This is a genomic window from Massilia sp. LC238 (assembly GCF_000735635.1).
In the GTDB taxonomy this organism is placed as follows: Bacteria; Pseudomonadota; Gammaproteobacteria; order Burkholderiales; family Burkholderiaceae_D; genus Telluria; species Telluria varians.
The window spans coordinates 22,715-46,005 of record NZ_JNNN01000037.1; the positions used below are offsets into that span (position 1 = coordinate 22,715).

General features: G+C 58.0%; 24 protein-coding genes. 19 read left to right on the forward strand and 5 right to left on the reverse strand.

The window, feature by feature from the left end:
- Positions 1 to 90 precede the first annotated feature (90 nt).
- The 10 genes from FG94_RS08835 (at position 91) to FG94_RS08875 (ending at position 8,814) form a co-directional block, all read left to right on the forward strand.
- Entirely contained in the window at positions 91 to 2,523 is a 2,433-nt protein-coding gene (locus tag FG94_RS08835) for an SMC family ATPase (RefSeq protein ID WP_036209976.1), read from the forward strand.
- 208 nt (positions 2,524 to 2,731) lie between these two features.
- The gene (locus FG94_RS08840) at positions 2,732 to 3,583 is read left to right on the forward strand and encodes a hypothetical protein (RefSeq protein ID WP_152570913.1); all 852 of its coding nucleotides are present in this window, start codon (positions 2,732 to 2,734) and stop codon (positions 3,581 to 3,583) included.
- A gap of 18 nt (positions 3,584 to 3,601) precedes the next feature.
- A complete protein-coding gene (gene ssb / locus FG94_RS08845; protein ID WP_051996359.1) occupies positions 3,602 to 4,192 on the forward strand; it encodes a single-stranded DNA-binding protein in 591 nt (196 codons plus the stop codon).
- A gap of 140 nt (positions 4,193 to 4,332) precedes the next feature.
- The gene (locus FG94_RS25930; protein WP_051996360.1) at positions 4,333 to 5,457 is read left to right on the forward strand and encodes a toprim domain-containing protein; all 1,125 of its coding nucleotides are present in this window, start codon (positions 4,333 to 4,335) and stop codon (positions 5,455 to 5,457) included.
- Positions 5,458 to 5,738: 281 nt separating this feature from the next.
- On the forward strand, positions 5,739 to 6,044 hold the full coding sequence (locus FG94_RS08855; RefSeq protein ID WP_036209981.1) for a hypothetical protein: 306 nt from the start codon (positions 5,739 to 5,741) through the stop codon (positions 6,042 to 6,044).
- A gap of 134 nt (positions 6,045 to 6,178) precedes the next feature.
- Positions 6,179 to 6,325 (forward strand): hypothetical protein, encoded by a 147-nt coding sequence (locus FG94_RS27645; RefSeq protein WP_161783957.1) that lies wholly within the window; start codon positions 6,179 to 6,181, stop codon positions 6,323 to 6,325.
- 106 nt (positions 6,326 to 6,431) lie between these two features.
- Complete coding sequence (locus tag FG94_RS08860; protein WP_036209984.1) at positions 6,432 to 6,692, forward strand: hypothetical protein; 261 nt, start codon at positions 6,432 to 6,434, stop codon at positions 6,690 to 6,692.
- Positions 6,693 to 6,759: 67 nt separating this feature from the next.
- Positions 6,760 to 7,257, forward strand: coding sequence for a glycine zipper 2TM domain-containing protein (locus FG94_RS25935; RefSeq protein ID WP_051996361.1), 498 nt, complete (start codon positions 6,760 to 6,762; stop codon positions 7,255 to 7,257).
- Between the two features lie 307 nt (positions 7,258 to 7,564).
- Entirely contained in the window at positions 7,565 to 8,098 is a 534-nt protein-coding gene (locus FG94_RS08870; protein ID WP_152570914.1) for a hypothetical protein, read from the forward strand.
- Positions 8,095 to 8,814, forward strand: a complete 720-nt coding sequence (locus tag FG94_RS08875) for an SDR family oxidoreductase (RefSeq protein WP_036209989.1) — start codon at positions 8,095 to 8,097, stop codon at positions 8,812 to 8,814. The genes FG94_RS08870 and FG94_RS08875 overlap by 4 nt, the downstream gene beginning before the upstream one ends.
- A gap of 112 nt (positions 8,815 to 8,926) precedes the next feature.
- Here FG94_RS08875 and FG94_RS08880 read toward each other — a convergent pair whose 3' ends face one another.
- The 3 genes from FG94_RS08880 to FG94_RS08890 are packed head-to-tail and all read right to left on the reverse strand — an operon-like array spanning position 8,927 to position 10,785.
- Positions 8,927 to 9,481, reverse strand: coding sequence for a FlhC family transcriptional regulator (locus FG94_RS08880; RefSeq protein ID WP_036209990.1), 555 nt, complete (start codon positions 9,479 to 9,481; stop codon positions 8,927 to 8,929).
- 9 nt (positions 9,482 to 9,490) lie between these two features.
- A complete protein-coding gene (locus tag FG94_RS08885) occupies positions 9,491 to 9,841 on the reverse strand; it encodes a hypothetical protein (RefSeq protein ID WP_036209993.1) in 351 nt (116 codons plus the stop codon).
- 8 nt (positions 9,842 to 9,849) lie between these two features.
- Positions 9,850 to 10,785: a hypothetical protein gene (locus tag FG94_RS08890; RefSeq protein WP_036209996.1), complete on the reverse strand. Its 936-nt coding sequence runs from the start codon at positions 10,783 to 10,785 to the stop codon at positions 9,850 to 9,852.
- 683 nt (positions 10,786 to 11,468) lie between these two features.
- Here FG94_RS08890 and FG94_RS08895 point away from each other — a divergent pair.
- The 4 genes from FG94_RS08895 (at position 11,469) to FG94_RS08910 (ending at position 15,870) form a co-directional block, all read left to right on the forward strand.
- Positions 11,469 to 12,725, forward strand: a complete 1,257-nt coding sequence (locus FG94_RS08895; protein WP_081925883.1) for a TraI domain-containing protein — start codon at positions 11,469 to 11,471, stop codon at positions 12,723 to 12,725.
- A 33-nt stretch (positions 12,726 to 12,758) separates the two neighbouring features.
- Positions 12,759 to 14,636 carry a conjugative transfer system coupling protein TraD gene (gene traD, locus FG94_RS08900; protein ID WP_036210002.1) on the forward strand — a complete coding sequence of 626 codons (1,878 nt, stop codon included), beginning with the start codon at positions 12,759 to 12,761 and terminating at the stop codon, positions 14,634 to 14,636.
- Positions 14,637 to 14,741: 105 nt separating this feature from the next.
- Positions 14,742 to 15,251: a hypothetical protein gene (locus FG94_RS08905; protein ID WP_036210005.1), complete on the forward strand. Its 510-nt coding sequence runs from the start codon at positions 14,742 to 14,744 to the stop codon at positions 15,249 to 15,251.
- Positions 15,252 to 15,255: 4 nt separating this feature from the next.
- Entirely contained in the window at positions 15,256 to 15,870 is a 615-nt protein-coding gene (locus FG94_RS08910; protein WP_036210008.1) for a DUF4400 domain-containing protein, read from the forward strand.
- Between the two features lie 30 nt (positions 15,871 to 15,900).
- Here the strand turns inward: FG94_RS08910 and FG94_RS08915 are convergent, their stop codons facing one another.
- Together FG94_RS08915 and FG94_RS08920 are read right to left on the reverse strand one after the other, a co-directional pair.
- Positions 15,901 to 16,353: a hypothetical protein gene (locus tag FG94_RS08915; RefSeq protein ID WP_036210012.1), complete on the reverse strand. Its 453-nt coding sequence runs from the start codon at positions 16,351 to 16,353 to the stop codon at positions 15,901 to 15,903.
- A 26-nt stretch (positions 16,354 to 16,379) separates the two neighbouring features.
- Entirely contained in the window at positions 16,380 to 16,994 is a 615-nt protein-coding gene (locus FG94_RS08920) for a hypothetical protein (protein ID WP_152570915.1), read from the reverse strand.
- Between the two features lie 372 nt (positions 16,995 to 17,366).
- Between FG94_RS08920 and FG94_RS08925 the strand changes: the two genes are divergently transcribed.
- From FG94_RS08925 to FG94_RS08945, 5 genes are all read left to right on the forward strand, one after another.
- Complete coding sequence (locus tag FG94_RS08925; RefSeq protein ID WP_036210017.1) at positions 17,367 to 17,834, forward strand: hypothetical protein; 468 nt, start codon at positions 17,367 to 17,369, stop codon at positions 17,832 to 17,834.
- 12 nt (positions 17,835 to 17,846) lie between these two features.
- Positions 17,847 to 18,278 (forward strand): hypothetical protein, encoded by a 432-nt coding sequence (locus FG94_RS08930; RefSeq protein ID WP_152570916.1) that lies wholly within the window; start codon positions 17,847 to 17,849, stop codon positions 18,276 to 18,278.
- A gap of 20 nt (positions 18,279 to 18,298) precedes the next feature.
- Entirely contained in the window at positions 18,299 to 19,258 is a 960-nt protein-coding gene (locus FG94_RS08935) for a DUF932 domain-containing protein (protein ID WP_036210022.1), read from the forward strand.
- Positions 19,259 to 19,466: 208 nt separating this feature from the next.
- Positions 19,467 to 20,891, forward strand: a complete 1,425-nt coding sequence (locus tag FG94_RS08940; protein WP_152570917.1) for a hypothetical protein — start codon at positions 19,467 to 19,469, stop codon at positions 20,889 to 20,891.
- 540 nt (positions 20,892 to 21,431) lie between these two features.
- Entirely contained in the window at positions 21,432 to 23,276 is a 1,845-nt protein-coding gene (locus FG94_RS08945) for a PRTRC system ParB family protein (RefSeq protein WP_081925884.1), read from the forward strand.
- Positions 23,277 to 23,291: the final 15 nt, after the last annotated feature.

The window sequence follows — 23,291 nt, forward strand, 5'->3', positions numbered from 1 at the left end:
CCTTCCACTCTCTGCTTCCCGATGCATCCATCGGCAAGCTGTTCGCCAGCTGACTCCATTACTAACACCGCAATGCGGGATGGAGCTCAATTGAAACCACTGAAACTATCACTGCAAGGCTTTACCGGCATCTTCGCTGCCTTTGGCCGTGACAGCTTGGTACTCGATCTTCAAACAATCCCTCAAGACGCAGCACTCGTCGCCCTGGTCGGCCCCAACGGCGCCGGCAAAAGCACGATCCTCGACTCGCTCCACCCATACCGCGTCATGCCTTCGCGCTCGAGCACGTTGGGCCCGGGCGGTTTCTCGTACTGGACGCAGATTCACGGCGCCACAGCGATGAAGGAACTGCTTTGGGAAAACGATGGCATCCGCTATCGGACGCTCTTGTCGTTCAAGACCACCGGCAAGACCCAGAAGTCCGACTGCTACCTGTACCAGTGGGATGCGGGGAAGGGCGACTGGACACCGGTACAGCTCGCTGATGGCACGCTGTCCGATGGGAAGTCGTCCACCTACGATCACCTGGTGGACGCGATCCTGGGGCCGCCTGAGAAGTTCTTCACGGCGCATTTCAGCGCGCAGGGACGCAAGACCATTGCATCTTATGGGGCTGGAGACATCAAGTCGATTCTGGCTTCGGTGCTGAACCTGCAGGGCTACCGGGAACTGGCTGCGAAAGCAGGGCAGGTTGGCAAGTATCTGCGCCAGCAGCTCGATGGACTCAACAGCGAACTGGCTGAAGCCCGGGACCACGACAACACTGCCGCTGTGCTTGAGCGCGAGGTCATTGAGGTCGACGGCCGCATGCGCGCCGTTGAAGCCGATGAAGTCGCGGCACATGCGAACGTCAACGGTGCGCGTGAGGCATTGGCTGGGCTTCTGGCCAAGCGTGATGCACAGGCAAACACCGCCGAGGAAGTTCGTTTCCTGAACGAGCAGATCGGCTCGGTCGTGACGAAGGCTGCCAGCAGCAAGGCAAGTGTCAGCACCCAGTTCGCACGGGATCAAGACCGCCATCAAGCCGAGGCTACCAGCGCCAGGGCTGCGATCGCAACTGCGCAGAACAGCGTGCAGTCAAGCGAAACCGAAGTGCGCAGGCTCAACGCCGTGCTGGCCGACAAGGATGCGATCGCGCAAGCGGTGGCACGCCTGCCGGAGCACAAGTGCCTGATCGAGCAGATCGACGCTTCGGTTGATGCTGACCAGGCCACATTGGCTGGCGCTGCCGCGCTGCGCACCGAGCTGAACGTGCTCATCGCACAGCAGGCCAAGCTCTCCAGCGAGGGGCAAGCAAAGACCATCGTCATCCAGAAGCTGACGGAAACCGCAGCGCTGGTTGAAAAGGTGCCGTGCAAAGGCTCGGAGATGCAACTGTCGTGCCCCTTGATGGAGCAGGCAAATAACGCGAAGCGCGATGTCCCGGCCCACCAGGCCGAACAAAGCGCCAAGCGTGCGGCCTACCAGGAGATCGCCTTGAAGGTGAAGGACCTCCAATCCAAGGTGGCCGGCTTTGACAAGATCGAGGCGGAAGTGCGTGACGCGCAGAAGAAGCGGAGGACCGCGGCTACTGCACTTGACGCCGACAACCGCGTGGCTGCGCGTGCACCTCTCATTGCTGATGCTGAGGCGCGCCTCCCGGTGCTGGCTCAGTCGATCCAGGAACAGCGGCAAGTCATCGCCGCGGCCACCGACCGCCTGACGCAAGCAACGAACGCGCTGGCTGCGATTGAATCGGAGAAGGCGCAGGCACTGGCCCTCATAGAAACGAACGCGCTGGCCGAACAACAGGTGCTGCAAGACCGGCTTGCGAAGCTCGAGAAGCCCGTAAGCGACGCCGAGGTAGAAGCTTACCAAAGTGCTGTCTCGCGGACTGGCGCCGCACTGGTCGAAGTTCAGGCCAGGGCGCGTTCCCTTACCGAGCAAAAAGTAAGTTTGATCGGGAAGCTTGAGGCCGCGCGTGCGCTGGTTGCGCGCTCGGGACAGGTGAAAGAGCAAGCCGAGCGCCTGCAGGAAGAAATCGCAAAGTGGAAGCTCGCTGAAAAGGGCTTGGGTAACGATGGCTGCGTTGCGCTGAGTATCGACGACTCAGGGCCGGAGATTGCCGCCATCTGCAACAGCCTGCTTTCGGACTGCTTTGAAGGGCGTTTTATCGTACGCCTCGATACGCAGAGCGAGACGAAAACCGGGATGATGAAGGAGACCTTCGATGTGAAGGTATTCGACGGACACCGGGGCACTGAAAAGAGTCTGGGCGACATGTCGGGCGGCGAGGAAATTCTCGTCAATGAGTGCCTGACACGCGCTGTGGCGCTGTATGCATCGCAGTCCAGTACGACACGCTGCGAAACCCTGTTCACCGACGAAACTGACGGTGCGCTCGACCCGGAAGCCAAGCGCACGTTCATGCAGATGAAGCGTGCCGTTCTCAAGCAAGGCGGCTATGAACGCGAGTTCTTCATCACCCACACGCCGGAACTGTGGGAGATGGCAGATCACAAGATCATGGTAGCCGAACTGTAAATCCAACACCCCGGCGCGAAAGCGCCGGGTTTCTTCTCCCATCCTGGACAGACGACTTCTACTTTACAAAGATTTCCTGTAAGATATTTATGTCGGCCTCCGGCATAGTTGTACCCTCCACTCCAGCTGTTCGATACGCACGTATCGGAGAGCTATCAAAAAGCTCACTCCTTGCTACCGCCGAATTTCGGCATTCTCGGAGAATCCCATGAGCCTCAACCCCCAGGCCCCTAAAAAGCCGGGAGACTTAGCATTCACACTGCTGACCTTCCCATTCGACACCCTTGAAGCAATCGGCAGCCGCATCGCCAACGCCTTCGCCAGTAAATCAAAGCAGCACCCGAAAAAAGCACCACCGCCCCCCGCCGGCGAGCGTTTGCCAGATATCACCCCGAACCTGCAGTACCTGGTCGCTGACCGCGTCCACAGCGCAGAAGTGCGAGGACGCAAAATCAGCTTCTACCAGTACCACTCGGCCCAGGTCATTCGCATCATCTGCCGCGAGCTGCGCCACTTGAAGCCTATCGATTTCACTCCCGCCATCGCCGACGGCGCTGCGCTGGTGTACGACATCGATGGCGCAATCCAGTGGGTACGGCAAAACGGACTGGAATCCGACGCTGCGAAGCGTGCGGCATCGAAAGCCCCAAATCGACCAGCCAAAGCGTCGGCTAAAGTGCCGGCGCCGGAGGTCGAAGAAGAACAGGTGAAGCCCAAGCCAGCAGCGCCGGCAGCCTCGACCGCATCGCTCAACATCGTTCCGGCGACGGGCAACAAGAGCGTTCCCTTCACCGGGAAGATCGTGTCGTTCGGAACCACGCAGATCAAGAGCGAAGGCCGGAAGCCCTACACCACTTATGCGATGACCTTGCGCTCGGAAACGGGTTCATACGAGAAGCAATTCATCGGTGAACACCTTGCTGACCTGGTCACCGACATGGACCTGCGTGAAGGCCAGTTGGTGCGGCTCCAGCTGCTCGGCAAGCACCACTTTGAAGTCGAAGTGAACGGCAAGATGGAACCGCGCAACCGCAACCACTTCGCAATCGAAACACTCTAAAAACTCAGGAAAACCAACATGGCATCAGTCAACAAAGTAATCGTCTTGGGCAACCTCGGCCGCGATCCAGAAATCCGTTATATGCCGAGCGGCGACGCGATCGCGAACATCGCTGTGGCCACCTCGTTCAAGTCGAAGGACCGCAACACCGGGGAGCAGAAGGAGCTCACCGAGTGGCATCGCATCTCGTTCTTCGGCCGCCTGGCTGAAATCGTCGGCCAGTACCTCAAAAAGGGGTCGTCGGTGTACGTCGAGGGCCGTCTGCAAACCCGCAAGTACACGGACAAGGACGGTATCGAACGTTACGCGACCGACATCATCGCCGAGAACATGCAAATGCTCGGCGGTCGTGCCGGCGGCGGGGATGACGGTGCGGGCGATCACGACAGCGGCTACGAGCAGCAGCGCCCGGCTCCGCGCCCGGCGCCACGTCAAGCGTCACCAACGCCAGCGCCAGCATCTCCACCGCAGCCGCGGCAGGGAACTGGTGGTGGTGCCGGTGGTTCGCCTCCGAATCCCGGGCCGCGTCCTGGCTCGATGCACAACGATTTTGACGATGACATCCCCTTCGCGAAATCGGCGTGCGCAATGCAAACGATCGAGTTTTAACCCGCAAGTACCTGGTGCCGCCTTCGGGCGGTACCAAGAAAACCTTCCGGTTTTCTTGAGATGCCCATGTCTCACGAAAGCCTCTATCGACAGAGTGCCTGACCCTATTTTTATTCGCCACAACGTGGCAGTGAGGGCATATGGGAATCGACTTTGCAAAGGTGGACTGGGAAAAGAAACTGGTCGCCGCAGGAATTGACAGAAATTGCTTGAGGTTGAACAAGGCAGGCCCATGCCCGCTCTGTTACGACGGCAAGCGCGGGGGCAAGCGCTTCCGCTTCGACAACAAGGGTGGCCTGGGCACCTGGTATTGCCAACAGTGCGGCGCCGGCAACGGCTACACGCTGATCGAGCGGTACACAGGCATGTCCAAGGTCGAGATCCTCAAGTTCCTCGACGATGGAACTTGCGGCATCAGCTCGGATACGCCAATCAAACGCTTCACGTTCGAAGACACCGACTTCAGTCCGGAGCAGGTGAAAAAGAACCGCGGCAACCTGGTACGGGTCTCTGCTGGCTGCCTCGCGCTGACCGGAACCGATCCCGTCTCGCTATACCTGCGCAAGCGGGTACCAGGCTGTGACCTTACAAAGATCAGTCCGGACATCCGCTTCCATCCTGGCCTGAAATTCTTCGAAGAAGACGAGGGCGGCCGCTTGATCAACCGCGGCACTTTCCCGACGATGGTCGCTCGGGCCGTCGATGCAACTGGTCATCCGATCACGCTGCATCGCACGTACCTGACATCGAAAGGAGAAAAGGCGCCACTCGAAGACCCGAAGAAGCAGATGAAGGGGATTCGCAAGCTCGACGGCGCTGCAATCCGCTTGGTCGATGTGCCGGAAAGCCGGACGCTTGGACTGACGGAAGGAATCGAAACCGGGTTGGCTGTCGCAACCGGGTATCGCTACCGCATCAACGTCTGGTCGCTGCTTAACTGCGGAAACCTGGCGCTGGCCGACATTCCCAAAGGGCGATTCGACAAGGTCATCATTTTCGCGGATCACGACCATCTTGATGTGAAGAAGGACTACCGGCCTGGCGAGCACTTCGCGCTGCTGCTCAAGGAGCGGCTTGAGAAGTTGGGCTATGTCGTCGAAATCAAAATCCCGCCAAAAGAGGGGACCGATTTTGCGGACGTCTGGCTTGCGATCCAGAACCAGGAGCCTCGGGTCGCTCCGCAGGCAACGAACCCACCGACCGCAGCCCGGCCGGTCATGCAACCTGCGCCTCTCGTACGCCAGCAGTCGCCGGCGTATGCGTAGCCAACCAGTTTAACCACCGGACAGACCCTTTTTTTAGGGTCTGTCTGTTGCCCTGAGGAATATTCGGTGTACAATCAACATCGTCGGCTTTCGGCATATTTGTACAAGCATCCAGTGCTCTTGTTAGCACTTCAAAAATCGCGGCACCAGCTGCGCCACGTACCGCAAACCCCGCGCCTTCGGGCTGCCAAAGTAACTTTCTGCTTACCGATCCATATCGGCAAGCTGCTTCCGCTTACTCCTTTTTCTCACCGCCTCGCGGGATTTATTAGGAGCATTTCATGAACAACAATTACCAACTGGCCGGTAATCTTCAAACCACCGGCTGGCATCCAAGCTTTGATGTCAACGCCAAGAACGACTATGGCATGACTCCAGCAGAAGTAGCACTGCAGGCAGGCAATCTGGATGAGTTCGTGGTAATTACCTCGCATCCTGACTTCGAGCCTGCAAAAATGGGGCGCGTGGGCTTATTCATGGACATCTGCCGCCGTGAGTCCGAGAGCCACTACAAAGCGATGAAGCAATTCCTCGATGCAAACTTCAAGTTCGACACTTCGGTGCGAGCTTTCGTGAAACTGGCTTAATCGCCAAGCTGGTGCTTCACTCCGATGCACCAGCATCCTCCTGACTCCCTTCCGCTTTCCAGACCCACTGGAAAGCCGTTACGGCTTACTCCTTTTATCCCGTCGCTCTGCGGCATTTATTTGGAGTAGTTCACATGTACAACAGCATCGACCTCAGCAACGAGCAAGACTTCCTGCAATACTGCGATTCGATCGATCTGACCCCGTTCGCCGGCGCCACCTTCGAGGTCGGCTCGGAAGTCACGGGCATCGTCGAAGCGCAAATCCCCCGCAAGACCTGAACGAACGAGCCTTCCAGCTCGTTCGCGCTTCAACTGCATCACTACCACAAGGACACCGCCTCGGCGACATGTCCACCTTTGCACAACTAACCTTTTAAGGGAAATCATGAAAAAGCAACCAAGCAATCTCGAGCAGCGTTACACCTCCGTCGTCTCCTTCCTCCTGGCGCTGCCCATCTGCGCTGTGATCTGGGTTTCGATGAAGATCGTCTGGCCGATTTTGCGCTTTTGTGCAAAGGCCGCGTTGAAGCAACTTCGCAAGGCTCTGACCCGTACCAAAGTCGTCAAGCCTGTCGCGCAGCTGCCGACGCCTGAAATCTTCAAGGGCGCTCCGAACTTGGCACCAGCCAAGTCGATCCGCTTCTAAGCGCAATATCCCCCGCAACGGCCTATCGATCTCGGTAGGCCGATCTATTTCTATAGAAAGGCATCACATGAAAAACGTTTTCTCGCTGGCATTTCTCTTCGTCGTCGCTGCAGCGGCTTCGTTCAGTGCACATGCGAAAGATGTACTGGCCAACATCACTAACGTCGTTCCGGTGTACGCGGAGCGTGTGCAAAACCAGCAGGTCTGCGACATGGTGTACAACGACCAGCCGCAGCAGGTTGGTGCGGTGAACTCGGGCAGCGTGATCGGCGGCATCGCCGGCGCTCTCCTGGGCAGCCAAGCAGGCGGCGGTAACGGTAAGCTCGCCCTGACCGCGCTCGGCGCAGTCACGGGTGCGATGACCGGCGACCGCCTCGCTCAGCAGCGTTCGGCCCAGCCGCAGCAAGTCTGCCGGTGGGTCCAGCGTTCCGAGCAGCACATCAGCAGCTACCGCGTGACGTATGAATACCAGGGCGATACTTTCGTATCGAACCTGCCATACGACCCCAGCCGGGGTGGTGCAGTGAAAACTGTTCCTGTGCAGATGAGCCTGAGCTTGCGTTAAGCATCTCGGCCATCTTTGCCGACTTCGAATATGCCCGACCTCTCCCGCAAGGGTAGGTCGGGCATTTTTCGTTTACGAAGCCCTAAACTAACTTTGAAGTGCCCGATCGATCCCGCGTGGGACGCTCGGGCATTTTATTTGCCCATCGCAGCTGGCCTTGCAGCCAGAACGGCCATCCGCAAATGGCGAGTTTAATAGCCGTGCATTTGGCCGAATTCATCACAGCCGGCGGGATAGGATCGCTCACTGCAGCAGGCACCACCTGCTTCTACCGCTGACCGGCCCTGGCCACATTCGACAGATTTGCATGACCACCACAAACAGAAAAGCTGCCGCACTCTTTGATGGCCTCACAGCCGTTTGCAAGCGCATTGTCGCCTCGGACGGCCAAATGCCGACCGTTACGATCAAGGAGACTTCCTACGTTCTCACCGGCCGGACGTACACGCTCAGCACCGCACAGGGCGACTTCTCCTTTTGGTTCGGAGCCAATGGCCCGCGCCTGTTCTTTATTGCCTACGTGGCCGGCCTCGAACCGAACAAGGCCCAGGATGCGTTTGCGTTCTGCTTCGGTGGCGCTGCAAAGGTCGGCTGGCAGCTAAATTACGAACCTATCGAAAACGGTGTTTCGATCTGGGCGACGTGCATGACCGATGAGAGCAGAACGCTCGTTCAACCGAAGGCAAACTGCACCACGGGGCTCTCCGCGGAACCGATTTTTGAAATGACCGAGTACGGGTCGTTCTGGGTCACCGACATCGCAATGATGGTGCAGTCGTTCATTCGCACGAGCGAGCGGTGCGGGATTGCTTGTCACGCCATGGAGCCAGCACCATTATGAAAACCGTCCTCATCACTGGTGGCGCGAAACGCCTCGGCCGTGCCCTCGTTGAACACTACGCCGGAGCTGGGTGGCGCGTGCTGTTCACCTCCCAATGGTCGCACCAGGCTGGAATGGAATTGGCCGACTCGCTGGGAGAGAACGTCCACTGTCTTCGAGCGCAGGTATCGTCGCGCAGCAACGCGTCGTTGATCCAACAGTGGGCCGAACGACATACCGATCGCCTCGACCTGGTCGTGTGCAACGCCTCGACGTTCAACCGCATTGCGCTGCAGGACACCACGCCTGACCAATTCGCCGGGCTGCTCGAATCCAACCTTCTCGGGCCCTATTTCCTGATCCAGCAGTGCCTACCGATGCTCCAGAAGGCGTCCGGATGCGTCGTGAACATCGCCGACGCACAAGCAACGGCTGGCGTTCCGTTTTTCTCGGCATACGCAGCAGCCAAGGCAGGGCTCATCTCGATAACGAAAAGCTTGGCAGTCGAGCTGGCCCCGATTGTGCGCGTCAACGCAGTGCTCCCTGGAACGCTGCAATGGCCAGTCGATGAGGCGACCTACAGTGTCGAAGATCGCGCCGACACTGTAGCGAGAACGCCGCTTAAAAGGATCGGTGACTGGAGCGATGTGGTGGGCGCTGTGGACTATCTAACGTCCGCCCCGTTCGTGACCGGTGCATGCCTGCAGGTCGACGGCGGGCGTCACGTGGCAGCCTGAAATTCAGTCCGGTACCACTGCCGGTAGTCTGGCGGGGTGCAAAGCCGGCATCCTGATACAAAAAAGCCCCGCGAGCAATCTGCGGGGCTTTTTCGGTCATGGCGCCGTTTACTTAAGCGAGGCATTCCGAGCACGTATGGCGAACAAAGTGCGACTCGACTAGGTGCGGAATCTTGCACTTCCGGCAACGCATAACCTTCACGTTCTGGTATGGGAACTTCGACGCGCCGCCACGCGGAATGTCACGCCACCCGATACTGAAACCGTTACCGGCCAACAGGGCGAATCGCTCTGGACTGATTAGCGCCTCACCGCGGCATACGCCGAGGTAGTTGCTGTAGCTCAGGGTGAAGGCAATGCCATGTGCGTCGGGCAGCGGCTCATGCTTTTCACGATAGGCCGCGTACATCAGCAGCAGCATCGCCGAATGCAGGCGCAAGGTACGGCTCTGCAAAAACCACTCATGGTTCGTCGGCGTTTGCCCCGATTGAGACTGGTTGCCGGTCACGCTCTTGTAGATAGCGCGCGAATCGGCAGGCTTGGTGCGTGCAACCGAGGTCAGCGTGACTGCCCTTGCGCCCATCGCTGCGTTTGCCTGAGCGATAGCCACCTTCGACGCATAGGCGAGGCTAGCTTTGTGATCCAGATTGCCTGTCGTGTTCTGCATGGTCGACGGTTACAGTGAGGTGATTGGAAGTTGTTCGGAATAGGATTCGAGCAGAGCGCGGAGCAGGGCGTCCTCGCTGCCCGATCCCTCGAGCGCAGCCTTGAACTCAGGACTGGCGATGTGCAGCAGGAAAACAGGCAGGCCCGTCATCAGCAGCGCGTTTAGCTTCGCCTTGTCCATGCTGGCCAGCTTCTTGAGGGTTTCTGCGCTTGCGCCGAACACGGCCGGCGCGAGGGGATCCTGATACTCGACCATGGCCACCAGTGCCTCTACAACGGCGAAGTTGGCGGCTTCGATTTTCTTGCGCACGAAGCTGTGCGTATCGAAAATGGCCTTTGCTACTGGGATGTTGTCGTTCACGATTCCTCCTATGAACCCGCTTTGGCCAGCTGCTGGCCAAACAGCATGAACGTTTCACCGAGGGATGCGATTGCAGCCTTCACGTTCGGGTCTTTGTCCGAGAGGGATTTCAGCAGCGCGATCGGGAATTGGGCGATCAGGGTATCGGCCTGCTCTTTCATCGCCAGGAACTGCGAGGCGCCGGCGTTCGCTTGCTGGACGGCCTCCTGGAGCTTCTTCTGCTGTTCGGTCAGGGTGCCGATGTCGGCGGTGACTGCATCGCGCTGCGCTGTTAGTGATTCGAGTTCACGGTTCTTGGCACTGATCGCTTCCTCGACGCTCGCATAACCCGGCGGCACGATTTGCTTTTCTTCAAAGCGAATCTGCGTTTCTTGCGAGCGCAGCTTCGTGATCTCGTCTTCGAGGTCTTTACGGCGCTGCTCGGCACGACGCAACAGTTCTGCCTGGGCTTCCAGTTCGCGCTGGTTGCGGGCACGCTCGACTTCACGCTGCGTCTGGAAGTCGGACAGTTCACGCGTCTTGGCAGTCAGGTCGGCCTGGGCGCTTGCGAGCTGGGCGACTGCGTCAGCCTCGGCCGCATTCATGACTTCCATAACCAATTTGTGGTCGATGGTCTTGCCCTGCGACGCCAGTGTGCGCAATTCTTCGACGACGTCCGTGTCGGTGGTAGGAGAGAGCAGCGCCAGCGCCTGTTGGGTAAAGGCATTCGCCTCTTTCACGTCGACCTGGCCGTTGACCATGAAGTGCGTCGTGAGTACCTTGTTGATGTGCATGTAGCGCGAGATCGTGCGTGGCGACAGGCCCAACTCACTTTCGACAAAGCCGCGGAAGCGGTCGCCCAGGATGTCGCGCATGAAGCAAAGCTGCTGGGTCATCACGAAAAGCTCGCCAATGAGGCGACGCCCGGCCGAGCGGAATTCGCTTACCGCCATGCTCAGGCGCATCTTATCTTCCGCAGGCAAACCACTCAGCAATTCAGACGTTTCAGTGCGCAAGGCGCCTACATCCGAGTGTAGTGCTGCGGGAGTCATCATTAACATAGCGTGTCCAATTAACAGTTCAAGAGGCGTGAAAAAGTATGCCTCATTCCCCCGAGGCAACATTTATGAAACGGTTGGACTTTCGTGTAGGACTCGCTGAACAGCGCAGTTACAGCTCTTTGTATTGGAGCATTTCCATCGAAACCGTACCAAAAGAAACTGAACAAACGTTTCTTTCTAGACCGCAAGCGTAGGTGTGTTCCTACGTGGCGTCAACGACAAAATGTATCCTTGGAGAAATTGTGTGTCTGAAAGCGTCGTTTTTTTGCCAAACATTGCTACCCACTTGGCAAGATCCGAAATCCGTAGTATGCACGTCAACTTTGTTGACTAAAGAGCATTTTTGCGCACGGGAGAAGCAAAAACAAGGCGCGAGAAATGCAGGCCGTTTTCGGTTTCACTATACAGATCAGCTACTTACGCTTTTTTGTTGCTGGACATCATGTCCATGCAAAAAAAGGGAGCGCAGCGTTCGATCTCGGCAACAGGCAATCCGCTCTCTCCATGCCGACGAAAATTTCGACTGGTTGAAATAATCTGTGAACATTCGTTTGTGAGAGCCAGAGACGGGCCAAGATAATTCCAGCATGGATAACATGCTGCTCCCCATTTCAAGTTCCGAGCTCATCGCCAGCTCGCACGACGCCGTCGATGCGATCAAGACTGCCGCTGGCCTGACTGACGCCCAGTTCACTGCGCTATGTATGCCGGTGCTGCGTGCTTACGCAGACCATGTACAGCGGCTACCGCTGACGTCTTCCGCTTTCGCCTCTCCGCGAGGCGCGTGGGAGTTTGGCCTCACTGCGGCGATGGTCGCCTATCGCTACGCAGGCACAGTGATTTTCTACCCCGCGCTAGGCGCGGAAGAACGGCGAATGCTCGAACCCCAATGCCGCTACATGGCATTTCTCGCGACGCTCTCGACCGCGGTAGCAACAGTCGCGGAAGCCAGCAGTCTGAGCGCCGGCGACGATGAATACCACCCGCTCAGCGTGGAAGGAACTTTTGTCAGCTGGCTCGCGGAACACCCCGGAGCAAAGTTCACCTGGCGGACCTCGGCCGCCCCGTTAAGTGCCCAAGCTTGCGCAGCGATTGCAGCTAACTTCGTACCCAAGCGGCTGCTCGCGAATTTCGACTTGCGAGCCGTGCTCATGATGTACGAAGCCATCAACCCGAAGACGACCATGAATGGCGTCGAATCAACCATGGCGCGAGTGGTTCGGCAGGCAGCACAAGGGGTCCTGGATCACTATCGGGCCAAGCAGGCGGGCACGTTTATCCCCGAAGCCAACGTCGCGAGCGTATCGCCGGTTGACGCGGAAAAGGTGGCAGGCAAGATGATCGCCGCTGCCAATCCCACGATCCTGGCCAACCCGCTCGAGATGATGGCGCCTGCATCCGCCGGCCAAGCCCAAACGACAGCGCCAGCTAACGCGACACAGGACGCGTCGACAGCACCCGCGGCCACCGACGCAACCCATTCCGCATCGCCCACCCCGGCAGCTTCTCCTGCCGCGGTTGCAGCGCCGCCGCAATCCGACTCGCCGCAATCGGCGATCGGTGCGATGAACGATGGTGAGGAAAAGCTTGCACGCGCCAACAAAGTTCTGCGCGAGTGGTTCAGCGCACTTAAGCAGCATCAGCAGTTCCATGTCTTGAAGGATCAGCTGGTGATGAATAGCGACGGTATCGAAGTCCCTGTTTCCATGCTCGGCATGTTCGGAGTATCAGGCGCTTCAATCCGCAAGATGATGGACGATGCCGAACTCATTATTGGGAGGTCATCCAATGCGCGTGGCGTGATCCTTCACCCTGGATTGCGTGAGCGCTTCATCAGCCAGTAACCCAAGTAACTTTTCAATCCGCCCACTTCTCCTATGTCACGTACCTATCACGACATGTTCCGGCCAGTGTACGAGCTGCCGTCTTGCCTGTCCTGGGCAGCTTCCTCGGCCTTGCTGGCAGCGCTTCATCCACCAATGTGGCCGGTAGCAGCAGCAGCAGTCGTCGGTGCTGCGGCATACCGAGGCAAGCAAGCCATCGACCTCTATCGCTTTCGCGCGTCACTCTCTGCGTTGCGGGTCGAAACGATCACCGTCGCAGACGCCCTCACAATCTCACGACGCCACCTGAAAATGGACGGCGCCAAGCGGAAAGAGTCGGACGGGAAGGGAGGCTTCTGGCTCGGTCGTGGTTTTCGCTGGACGCAGCAACACGCGGAAATTTCGCGTCAGATCATGTACCGCAGCCCCGGCGAAATCCAAGGCCCGCCGAGCTGGCTTCCGCCGCCAATTCTCAAGGCAATCCAGCCCAAAAACTTTGTTCCCTTGAAAGCTGACAGTGTCGGCGTATCATGGATTCATGGCATCAGCCCTGATGAAGAAGAACTGACGTTGCCGATCGAAGCGTTGCCTGGCCACACCCTTGTGGTCGGCACCACGCGGGCCGGCAAGACCCGTTTATACGAGCTGTTGACGACCCAGATTGTCCACGCGAAAAAGATCCTGATCATCATCGATCCAAAGGGCGATAAAGACTGGGAGCAGCGAGTGCGCAAGGAATGCGAACGCGCCGGCCGGAAGTTCCTGTACTTCCATCCGGCCCATCCGTCGAAGTCGATTCGTATGAATCCGCTGGCAAACTGGAACACAGTCGCGGAAGCAGCGACGCGCATCGGCCAGCTCGTCGACGCCGAGGGCACGTTCGGCGCGTTCGCTTGGAAGACACTGTTCCGAGTGATGCGCGCCCAGGTTGCCGATGGCGTGCGCCCGAACATTCGCACTGCGAAAGAATATGTCCAGAACGGCGTTGAGCCCCTTCTGGAAAGCCTGCTCAAGAAGGCGCTCTACCAGCGCTTGGGCGGTGCATGGGATCAGGACCTGGACACGTTCGTCGAAAAGCAGCAGCGCGGTAAAACTTCGCCGTTCAAGTCCGAGCGCCTGGAAGGTATGACCGGAAAATTCCTCTCCTTGAAAATCAAGGACGAGGCGATCGAGGCATTGATCGCGATGGTGAACCACTCGAAGGAACACTACAGCAAGATGATTCAGGTGCTGGAGCCGATCCTGGAAATGCTCGGCTCGGACGAACTGGGGCAGATGCTTTCGCCCGATCCTCTCGACCTGAACGACACGCGCCCGATCTACGACACGCAGAAGATCATCGAAGAGAACGCCGTGCTGTACGTCGGCCTGGACTCCCTCTCCAACAAGATCATAGGCAGCGCGATCGGCTCAATCTTGTTGGCGGACTTCGCTAGCGTGGCCGGCGCGATCTATAACTTCAAGGACAAGCCCGAGGACATCTACCTGTTTATCGATGAGGCCGCGGAGGTCATGAACGAGCAGGCCATCCAAATTCTGAACAAGGGTGGTGGCGCCGGCATCAAGGCCTTCATCGCCACCCAGACGATCGCGGACTTCGACGTCGTCTTCGGATCGAATGCGCGAACCGGCCAGGCCTTGGGCAACCTGAACAACGTTCTCTGCTTACGCGTCAAAGATCCGCAAATGGCTGAATGGATCGCCACCTCGTTCGGCAAGACAGCTGCGCGTGATGTGCGCGTGACGCATACGACCGGCAGCGGCTCGTCGAAATCGTTCACAGAATTCAGCGGTTCAACAGCAAGGGCCCTTAGCGAAGTGGAGATACCCTTCGTAAGTCCTGATTTGCTTACCCGGCTACCAGGTCTGCAGTACTTTGCATTCTTAGCGGGGAGCACTCTCTACAAAGGGCGGCTGCCGTTGTTGCAATAAGACGAACAAGAAACTAAACACACCGAACGGCACAATTTCCTACAGACAATCTGGCAGTATAATGCAATGATTGCCAAAGTATAAAGAGTCTCACTGGAGGACCATATGGATAAGAAGCAGATATTAGCTGAGGCGGTCAAAGCCGCCGGCGAACAGTCGAAGGCAAAACACTTGTGGGTCATGGACTCCATGATCGAAAACATCGCTACAGCGTTCGCTGAATACGTTGGAATGGTCTCGATCGGTCCAGATGGAAAGCCTTTGCTCGTGGGCGCAATTAAACGGGCGATGGACGCCTATGAAGAGTACGAAAACTCGCCGCGGGCAGCCCGAGCTGCATTCGTTCGTTCACTGCTATCGAACAGCCAGGAAGTGTTCGCGCAGCAAGTAATTGTCGAGACTCCGCGCGGTGCGATTGCATGGATGCCTTTCGTGTCGAGCGTCACCGACTTTCTGACGCTCTACCCGGGCGCCGAAGTCGAGGTGGAGCGGCAACAGTGCCAGATCGCAGAGCCGATCACCAGCACTTTCCTGATGACGAAAATTATCCCGGCCTCACTGCTTGACCAGGCGTCACTAGCAGAGCTAATCGGCGATCCGACGCAGCTGGCGTGATGTCATGGCTATCCATCCGGTAAGTGTCCAAAATTCGTTCGGTAGCCACTTCATCCTGTGGTCGTTCTTTTTGCCAATCCTGGCTTTAATATTCGTGCCGCTGGTCGTTCCTGACCAAACCTTGACGCAGTCCGAGGTCGAAATGGTCGCGGCCCTGGGCGTGGACGTGGCAGCAATGACGCAGACGGTCGATCAGCGGTTCGCGTCCCTGTTTGTCGAGAACGGCTTCATGGCGAAAACACAGCAGTTTTTCGGAACTTCGAAAGGCGGAATCCTCGACTTTTCGAATTCGTGGATTCATGGCGTCTGGCTCATGCTCTATAAGGCAACTTGGCGCTTCTTCGCGCTCAAGTCGATTTTCCTGCTTCCGCTACTGGTCCTGGCCATCCCCGCCGCCGTGGATGGATTCATGGTGCGTGCGACTAAGAAGTACCGTTTCGAAAATTCGAATCCTGTGTTCTTCTATTCGTCCATGCACACGATGGTTTTGATGTTCGGCATGTTCGCGTTTTTACCGCTGGCGCCGTTTAGCTTGTCCGCGATTACACTGTTGACGATTATCGTCCTGCTAATCGGTGGAATCTGGCTGACAACATCAAACTTCCAAACCGGAACGTAATAAAAAAGGCGCTCTCGATGAGCGCCTTTTTTATTGGCCCAGAATCCGTCGTCTGGCTAATGCACTTTGCGCAGCTTCGGAAAAACTCATCTTCGGGTTGACCTGAATTTCCATCGCTATCAGGCGATCTGATTCACGCTCGGCCTCGCCACACAAGCTTCGCAGTTCTCTCAGCACTGCGAGCTGCTCCAAGCCTGATACCTCTGGCGCCGAACGAACAGCCAGCGTGTCCGATCCCAAGCTTTCTTCTTCGTTCTCCTCTTCACCCTCGCCTGCTGAAGAGATGCCCCTGATTCGTCCCCATAGCAGGTAGATGGCCACTCCGATAATGAGCACTGCCGCTGTCAGCATACCAGCGAACGACCCGTCCGCCGAGTAACCGAACAGCTTTAGTAGAACAAGGCCAGGTAGGAAACATACGATCATACGAAACCACAGACGCTCATCCATCATCGAAAGGAATTCGACTAAATTCTTTGGCATTACAATTTCCTTACTAAAAGCGCTGGTTAGGCGCGGGATTTACGGGATCTTTTAACAGTGAACGTAAGAGACTCGGCATACCGTTTGAGCTCCTTGTCCTTAAGGGACGACGCAAGATATGGCACATCCAAGAGATTTATCTTACCGGTACTTGTCACCACTGCGAATACCCGCAATAACATCGATGCGAGCGCCACGGAATTCATGTTATATGCTTTCATAAGGGCATCCCACATTGCTTTCTCGCCCTCGATCATTGTGAGCTTGGTTGTGGTCTCGGATGCGGCCGCAGTTGCCCACCGCTCCGAATTTAACTCCTTGAGCCTTTTGATCAGTGCGATCTGATAATGCCGGGAAAAGGTGTACCCGGCGGCTTCCAAGGCCACGACAATCGCACCGGGCTTAGGCTCATAATCGAAGCGGTCACCGAGCTGGATTAGAAGCGCTTCGGTGGTCTTTTCGCGCTCGGCACTGAGCATGGTGCGGAACAGCTTGACTCCCCTGTCGGTAGGCTGTGCAAGGCCTGCTGCCGTGAACGCCTCTCGTATCTCTACGTCCGTGACGACCAACCGCAAGTCCTTACTGAATTTGCCCAATACCTGCTGCAGCTGAGCAGGCTTATATTGGTTCAAATGATTCATGTGATTCTCTGGTGAATGAAGCGGCAAACCATGACGTTGAGCTTAGTCTGCCAGGCCCGACATGCAAGCCGGAACGGTAGAGCGAGCCTCCACTGGCCTAAGCTGATCTGCTGGCATGGCAGGGTGGATAGAGGGCAGGGTGCGCGCCAGGCGTAACTGTAGCGGCTCAGCGCCACGTACGGGCGCGGAAAGCCGAAAAATAGTTGGCATGAGACAAGAATTACGTTACAGTGGCGTCGTCGCTATGCGGCATTGTTGTTCCCCTGCGTCACCTCATACTCTGCAGTTCCGCTTCTCTAATGCTCCGACATTAGCGAGGCTGTCACACAGCCTTACCCATTTCATACAGCCGCACCGCGGCAAGGAAATGGCATGCTTCCCACCCTTCTCAAGTGTCCGAGGGTTGGACACAAAACATTCGAAAATTCCCTCCCAAGCATCACCGTTGGCGACGCCAACACCCCAAGCCAGATCTCGAAAGTCATCCGTTCGCATTCTTGCGTCCTGGACGAGTTGCAGATGCAGTACCAGCCCGGCGAGCTGCAAAAGGCCGACCTGGTAGCCGCATCGACGATGTTCACGCATCGCCGCTTCGTGCTGCAAACCTTCGAAAACCACAAGCAGTTGTTCAAGCACTCCGCGTGCTGCATCTTCCAGTTCCAAACCATCACCGGCTCCGGTGAAAACTTCGTCTTCGGCATTTTCATCACCGATGGCGACCGCAACCTAATCGACTACTGCGTTGACACCGCGCTTGCTCACAAGCGCCGGCCCGTCCTGCATCGCCTCATGCGTGCAGTCTGCACCGCTACGTCCGTAGCTCGTCGCCTCGACCACTGAAAGCTTTACATCATGCACATGCAATCCCCCCAAGGCCTGACCCTGGCTGATATTCCAATGGGCTTCTTCCCCGACGATTCCATCGAGGCACCTTCAGCGAGCAGCCCGACTTCGGTGCCGGCGCCGATCGCAGATTCGGCCCCAGCGAAAGCCGCGGGCCCGGCCCAAAGCCGCGCGTTGAAGATCGCTCGTGCCAAGACCGGTGAGACCGAACTCCGCCTGCTCGCTGAGCAAGACGGCGAAACGGTGCGCTTCGTCCTGGTGAGCTCGACCATCGCTCCTTACGCTACCAAGCGTGAAGTGCTGGTCAAGCCGGGCCGCCGTAAGACTCCCATGAACGAACAGCAAGCCGTCGAGGAATTCGAACGTCGTGTTGCACTGGCCTATCCACCGGAGACGCTGCGCAACAACAAGACCGTCGCAATCCACCTCAACCTCATCTAAAACTTACCTCGGAAAAACCAATGTCCCATCTGCTCACCATTACCAATTCCGGTACCGCTGAAATGGCCTTTGCAGGCGAAACCCCCTGGCATGGCCTCGGCCAAATCATGCTGCCGGGCGCGTCCATCGATGAATGGCGCACCGCTGCTGGCATGGACTGGGAAATCAAGCGCACGCACGTCCAGTACACGAACGGCGAGCTGCACGACTGGAAAGCGAACGAGGTCCTGTACCGCAGCGACACGAACGCGCCACTGTCGATCGTCTCGCCCAAGTACAAGATCGTCCAGCCCCGGCAAGTCCTGGAGTTCTTCCGCTCGCTCTGCGAAAAGAATGGCTTCGAACTGGAGACTGCCGGCACCATGAAAGGCGGCCGCCGCTTCTGGGCGCTGGCTCGCACCGGCCTCGGCGGCGAAGTCGTTGACGGCGACCAGGTCAACACCTACCTGCTGCTCGTTACCAGCTGCGACAAGGGCCTCGCAACGGATACGTTCTTCACCAGTATTCGCGTGGTCTGCAACAACACGCTGCAGATGAGTTTCCGGGAAAACCACGGCAACCGTGTCTCTGTGCGTCACAACACCGAGTTCAACCCGGACGACGTTAAAGCCGAACTGGGCCTGAATGCGATCGACGTCTACACCGACTTCATGGAGCGCATGAAGGGCTTCGCAAATACTTCGCTCACCGGCTCCAAAGCCGAAGAAATCATTGAAGCGATGTTCGCAAAGAAGGGCGTCACCGTTCCCATCCGCACCACCAAGGGCTTCAAGTCGGTGATGCAGCTGTTCAACGGTGTCGGCAAGGGCTCCCGGCTCGATGGCGTCGCAGGCACCGCCTGGGGCCTCGTGAACGCTGTTACGGAATACTCGGACTGGCACGTTCGTGCTAAGAACCAGGAATACCGTCTGGACAGCGCATGGTTCGGCGCCGGTCGCTCCCTGAAAGAAAATATTCTGGAACTTGTGGCAGAAGTCTAAGCCACGGCCTCACGGCCAAAACCCCATCCGGGGTTTTCTCATGCGGTGCGTATGCGAAAGCCCAAAGTAACTTTTCCGGTACCAGTCTGCGCGGCAGATTAGTGCCACAAGCACGCGACCTTCTGACGCCTCGAACGAGGCATTAAGTGGATTGGCAGGCATATGCCCGCCACTAACTTGCAACGGCGAACGCCGCGAAGGAACCGCAATGAACGCACCAATGAAATTCTCTGTCCTGTCCACCCGGGCAGCCAACACCGACCAGCAAGTCCGCCTCGGTGGAAAGATACGCGCTGGCATCAAGGTTTTGACCAAGGCCGCGCAGAACAACCCCAAGGCAGTTTCCATCTACAACGACGGCGTCGAAAAGCGCCAAAAGTTCACCGACATCGAAAAGCGCATCAAGGATGCGACCGGCCTTCCCAACCCGATGTTCCCCCGCAACACCCCGTTCTTCAACGTCGCAGCTTCCGATTTCGGCATGCCTGAGATCGCGGCGCTCATCGTCGACACGTACGGCGAAATCCGCAGCGAGCACAGCGACAAAAAGCAGCTGTACCGCTTTCCTGTCGTGTTTCACTCGGATGACCTGAATGAGGTCTATCCGAATCAGTTCAAGCGTCATGGTTTCGAGCCGCACTACGAGTCGCACTACGGTGAGGACGGCGAGCGTTACTGCCGCTACCTGCCCACGGTGTCCGACGAGCAGGCAGCGCAGATCCGTGCGCGTCGCATCAAGAAGGTGCCCCGCCGCGAGAAGGTGATTCGAGGCGTGTGCGACCCGGGCTCCTGCCATGAATTCGGACAGGGCCAGTGCAAGTTCCGCGGCCGCCTGCTGTTTTACGTGCCGGGCATTCCGACCACTGGAATGCTTGGGATGGAAACCAGCTCGGAGTATGCGGCCGAGGGTATCTGGTCGGACCTGGAACGAATCCGCGATGCGCTCGGCACCATCCCGCGCTGGAATCCAAACAAGCCGGGTGCGCCGATCTTCTGGATCACCAAGTCACTGGAGCCCCGCACGTACTTCGATGAACACGGGAAGAAGCAAAGCGGCTTCCAGTGGGTACCGAAACTGCAGGCCGACATCGACATCGGTGCGCTCCTGAGCAGCGGCAAGGTCTTGGCCCTCCCATCAGCCCAGACACCCGTTGCATGGTTGTCGCAGCCGAAGGGGATGCCTGAGGCGGTCTTGTTGCCGCCGGCAGAGCCCACACCAATCCAGTCGGAAGGGCAGGGCGTCCCAGACGCCAACGACCGGCTCGAAGCGCTGGCCGAAGCGATGGGCCTCAATCAGGATCTCGTGATGCAGTATTTCGACCTCAAAATCGCGCAGTCCTGGGAGAACGACACGGCCCACGTGGAAACCGCCATCAAGATGCTCGAGCAACTCAAGCGCCTCGGTAACGAGTGCGCGGCCAAGCTCATCGGCTTGTCGATCCGCGTCGCGCAGATCGGCATCGACTCCCGCGACTTCAACGCCTACTCCTTTGCCCGGTATGGAAAGGGGTACACGACGAAGATCGATGTGCTCGCGCGCATCGAGGCGGAAATCGAAGAACTGGCGAAACTGCCACGCGACGCAGCAATTGCACACGTAAAACAAATCGACACCACTGCCCAAGCAGCGTAAGCAAACAGGCGACAGAAGGATCGTCCATTCAACGGCGCCACCGTGCTCCGGCACGGTGGCGTCCTTCGAAGCCGCCTCACCGAATTCAAGAACATGTACACTCAAGTTAAACGCACACCGAAACCGTCCACCCCAGTATTCGTCTTAGCGGGCGACCCAGAGCCATCCACGACCTTTGTCGCAGGCAGATGCGTCTGCAAGACCTGTCGGGCGAATGACCTGACCTTCTACCGCTACCTTGATGACGCCAAGTGCGACGACTGCGGGCAGTGGCAGAACGAAGATCCGATTCCGGACTGACTTACGACCCTTGAACCGATCCGTTGCTGTGGCCCCAACCACAGGAACGGATCGGTTGCAAGTGGTCAACTTTTGGGTTAATCTTCGGTTGTCGCCCTGCGGCATATTTGTTCCCAGTACCCCATCAGCGCTTAGCCGCTCACCAATACCGACTTTCTTGTGCTGCCTGGCATAAGAAAGTGTGTGTCACCACTCCAAATTTCCCTCGCCGGTATCCGGCATCATTTGGAGATTCCCCCCATGCAATTATCTGGCCATATCCAGCCACTCGGCGGCGCTGTGTCGCCTGCAGTCGTCAACGAAGCAATTACCAACCTCGAAACCGTCGCAGCACCTGGAGCATCCGTAGCACCGGCCCCCGCGGCCAAGCGCGTTGCACCGGAAGCGGCAAAGCCTGCAGCCGAAGCGCCTCGCTTCATCAAGCTCAAGCACATCCGCGAGGGTAACAACCCGCGTACTTACTTCGATCCGACTGAGATGGCCGAACTGGTTGCCTCGGTCAGCGAACACGGCGTGGCGCAAGCCATCCTGGTTCGCCCGAAGGATGGTGGCTACGAAATCATCGCCGGCCATCGTCGTTACCGCGCTGCCCTCGAGGCGCACGGTGAAGAGTACGACATGCCTGTCGTGGTTCGCGAGTGCTCCGATGCAGAAGCTGAGGTATTGGCCAACGTCGAGAACACCGTTCGCGCCGACATGTCGCCAATCGAAGAAGCCGTCTCGGCCGCTTCGGTTGTGGGTCGTGTCAAAGGCGATCGCGAAGAGGCGGCCCGGCTCCTGAGCTGGTCCCGCGGCAAACTCGACTCGCGCCTGGCGCTGATGAACTGTGCTGACGTCGTCCGCACGGCTCTGAACGAGCGCAAGATCTTGCTCGGCCACGCTGAGTTGTTCGCTTCCCTGGCAAAGGATCGTCAGGAAAAGCTGCTGCCGGCGATTCTGGAAAAGAAGACCTCGGTCGCAGAGTTGAAGGCCGTCATCGAGCAGGCGTCGTCCAAGCTCGAGTCGGCAATCTTCGATAAAAGCGACTGCAACGGATGCGCGCACAACAGCACCGTTCAGGCAAGCATGTTCGAGCAGTCCATCACCGATGGCAGCTGCACGAATTCCGCTTGCTACAAGCAGAAAACCGAAGATCAGCTGCAATCGATCGCCGTGTCGCTCAAGGACGAATACCCGGTCATCCGGATTGTTCGTGTGGGTGACAACTCGACGCTCGTGAAGCTCTCGGCCGATGGCAAGGCGGGCGTGGGTACCGAACAGGCAGAAGCATGCCGTTCGTGTGCAAACTTCGGTGCCGCTGTCAGTGGCCTGCCGCAAGGCATGGGTAAGGTCTTCAAAGACCAGTGCTTCGACACCGTCTGCAACTCGCAAAAGGTGGCCGCTCGCATCCAGTCGGAACAGCAGGCAGCCGCTGACGCCGCAGCAGAAGCCGCAGCGCAAGCAGCAGCCGCGGCCAAGGGCGCTCCAGCAGATGGCACCGCGAAAGCGGCGCCGAAGGCAGGGGCAGCACCGAAAGCAGCTCCAGTCGTGGTCACGGTGAACGAAGGTGACCGCGTCAAGGCGTACCGCGAGAAGGTGTGGCGTGCAGCGATGCAGAAAGAGATCGCGGCTTCGCCTGACCTGTCGGCCCGCTATCTTCTGGCGTTGTGCCTGAACGAAAGCGCCCGCCACATCAGCGGCTCCAAGCTCAGCAATGCGATGAGCAAGCTCACCGATCAGACGAAAGCGACCGACTTGGGCGGCATTGCTGCACAGGTTTGCGCGTTCGACGACAGCGTCGCTGACCGCCTGACTGCGTTGATCGCCGTTTCGGCGATCGACAACCTGGAGGTGAGTCACCTGCAGCGCCTGGCGAAATACCACAAACTCGACCTGACGAAGCACTGGAAGCTCGATAAGGAATTCCTCGAACTGCTCACCAAGAGCGAGATCGGGGTGATTGCCAAGTCGGTCGGCCTGGACAAGGCCATCGGTGATGGCTTCGCGAAGCTCGCAAACGAAAAAAAGGACGACCTCATCAAGAAGCTGCTCGGGGTCAAGGACTTCGACTACTCCGCGACGATCCCTCCTGTCCTCATGTACTGAAATCCCTGAAAGCGC

Coding starts and splice junctions, on each gene's coding strand:
- FG94_RS08840 (WP_152570913.1), top strand. CDS start 2,732: ATGAGCCTCAACCCCCAGGCCCCTAAAAAGCCGGGAGACTTAGCATTC.
- ssb (WP_051996359.1), top strand. CDS start 3,602: ATGGCATCAGTCAACAAAGTAATCGTCTTGGGCAACCTCGGCCGCGAT.
- FG94_RS25930 (WP_051996360.1), top strand. CDS start 4,333: ATGGGAATCGACTTTGCAAAGGTGGACTGGGAAAAGAAACTGGTCGCC.
- FG94_RS08855 (WP_036209981.1), top strand. CDS start 5,739: ATGAACAACAATTACCAACTGGCCGGTAATCTTCAAACCACCGGCTGG.
- FG94_RS27645 (WP_161783957.1), top strand. CDS start 6,179: ATGTACAACAGCATCGACCTCAGCAACGAGCAAGACTTCCTGCAATAC.
- FG94_RS08860 (WP_036209984.1), top strand. CDS start 6,432: ATGAAAAAGCAACCAAGCAATCTCGAGCAGCGTTACACCTCCGTCGTC.
- FG94_RS25935 (WP_051996361.1), top strand. CDS start 6,760: ATGAAAAACGTTTTCTCGCTGGCATTTCTCTTCGTCGTCGCTGCAGCG.
- FG94_RS08870 (WP_152570914.1), top strand. CDS start 7,565: ATGACCACCACAAACAGAAAAGCTGCCGCACTCTTTGATGGCCTCACA.
- FG94_RS08875 (WP_036209989.1), top strand. CDS start 8,095: ATGAAAACCGTCCTCATCACTGGTGGCGCGAAACGCCTCGGCCGTGCC.
- FG94_RS08880 (WP_036209990.1), bottom strand. CDS start 9,481: ATGCAGAACACGACAGGCAATCTGGATCACAAAGCTAGCCTCGCCTAT.
- FG94_RS08890 (WP_036209996.1), bottom strand. CDS start 10,785: ATGCGCCTGAGCATGGCGGTAAGCGAATTCCGCTCGGCCGGGCGTCGC.
- FG94_RS08895 (WP_081925883.1), top strand. CDS start 11,469: ATGGATAACATGCTGCTCCCCATTTCAAGTTCCGAGCTCATCGCCAGC.
- traD (WP_036210002.1), top strand. CDS start 12,759: ATGTCACGTACCTATCACGACATGTTCCGGCCAGTGTACGAGCTGCCG.
- FG94_RS08905 (WP_036210005.1), top strand. CDS start 14,742: ATGGATAAGAAGCAGATATTAGCTGAGGCGGTCAAAGCCGCCGGCGAA.
- FG94_RS08910 (WP_036210008.1), top strand. CDS start 15,256: ATGGCTATCCATCCGGTAAGTGTCCAAAATTCGTTCGGTAGCCACTTC.
- FG94_RS08915 (WP_036210012.1), bottom strand. CDS start 16,353: ATGCCAAAGAATTTAGTCGAATTCCTTTCGATGATGGATGAGCGTCTG.
- FG94_RS08920 (WP_152570915.1), bottom strand. CDS start 16,994: ATGAATCATTTGAACCAATATAAGCCTGCTCAGCTGCAGCAGGTATTG.
- FG94_RS08925 (WP_036210017.1), top strand. CDS start 17,367: ATGCTTCCCACCCTTCTCAAGTGTCCGAGGGTTGGACACAAAACATTC.
- FG94_RS08930 (WP_152570916.1), top strand. CDS start 17,847: ATGCACATGCAATCCCCCCAAGGCCTGACCCTGGCTGATATTCCAATG.
- FG94_RS08935 (WP_036210022.1), top strand. CDS start 18,299: ATGTCCCATCTGCTCACCATTACCAATTCCGGTACCGCTGAAATGGCC.
- FG94_RS08940 (WP_152570917.1), top strand. CDS start 19,467: ATGAACGCACCAATGAAATTCTCTGTCCTGTCCACCCGGGCAGCCAAC.
- FG94_RS08945 (WP_081925884.1), top strand. CDS start 21,432: ATGCAATTATCTGGCCATATCCAGCCACTCGGCGGCGCTGTGTCGCCT.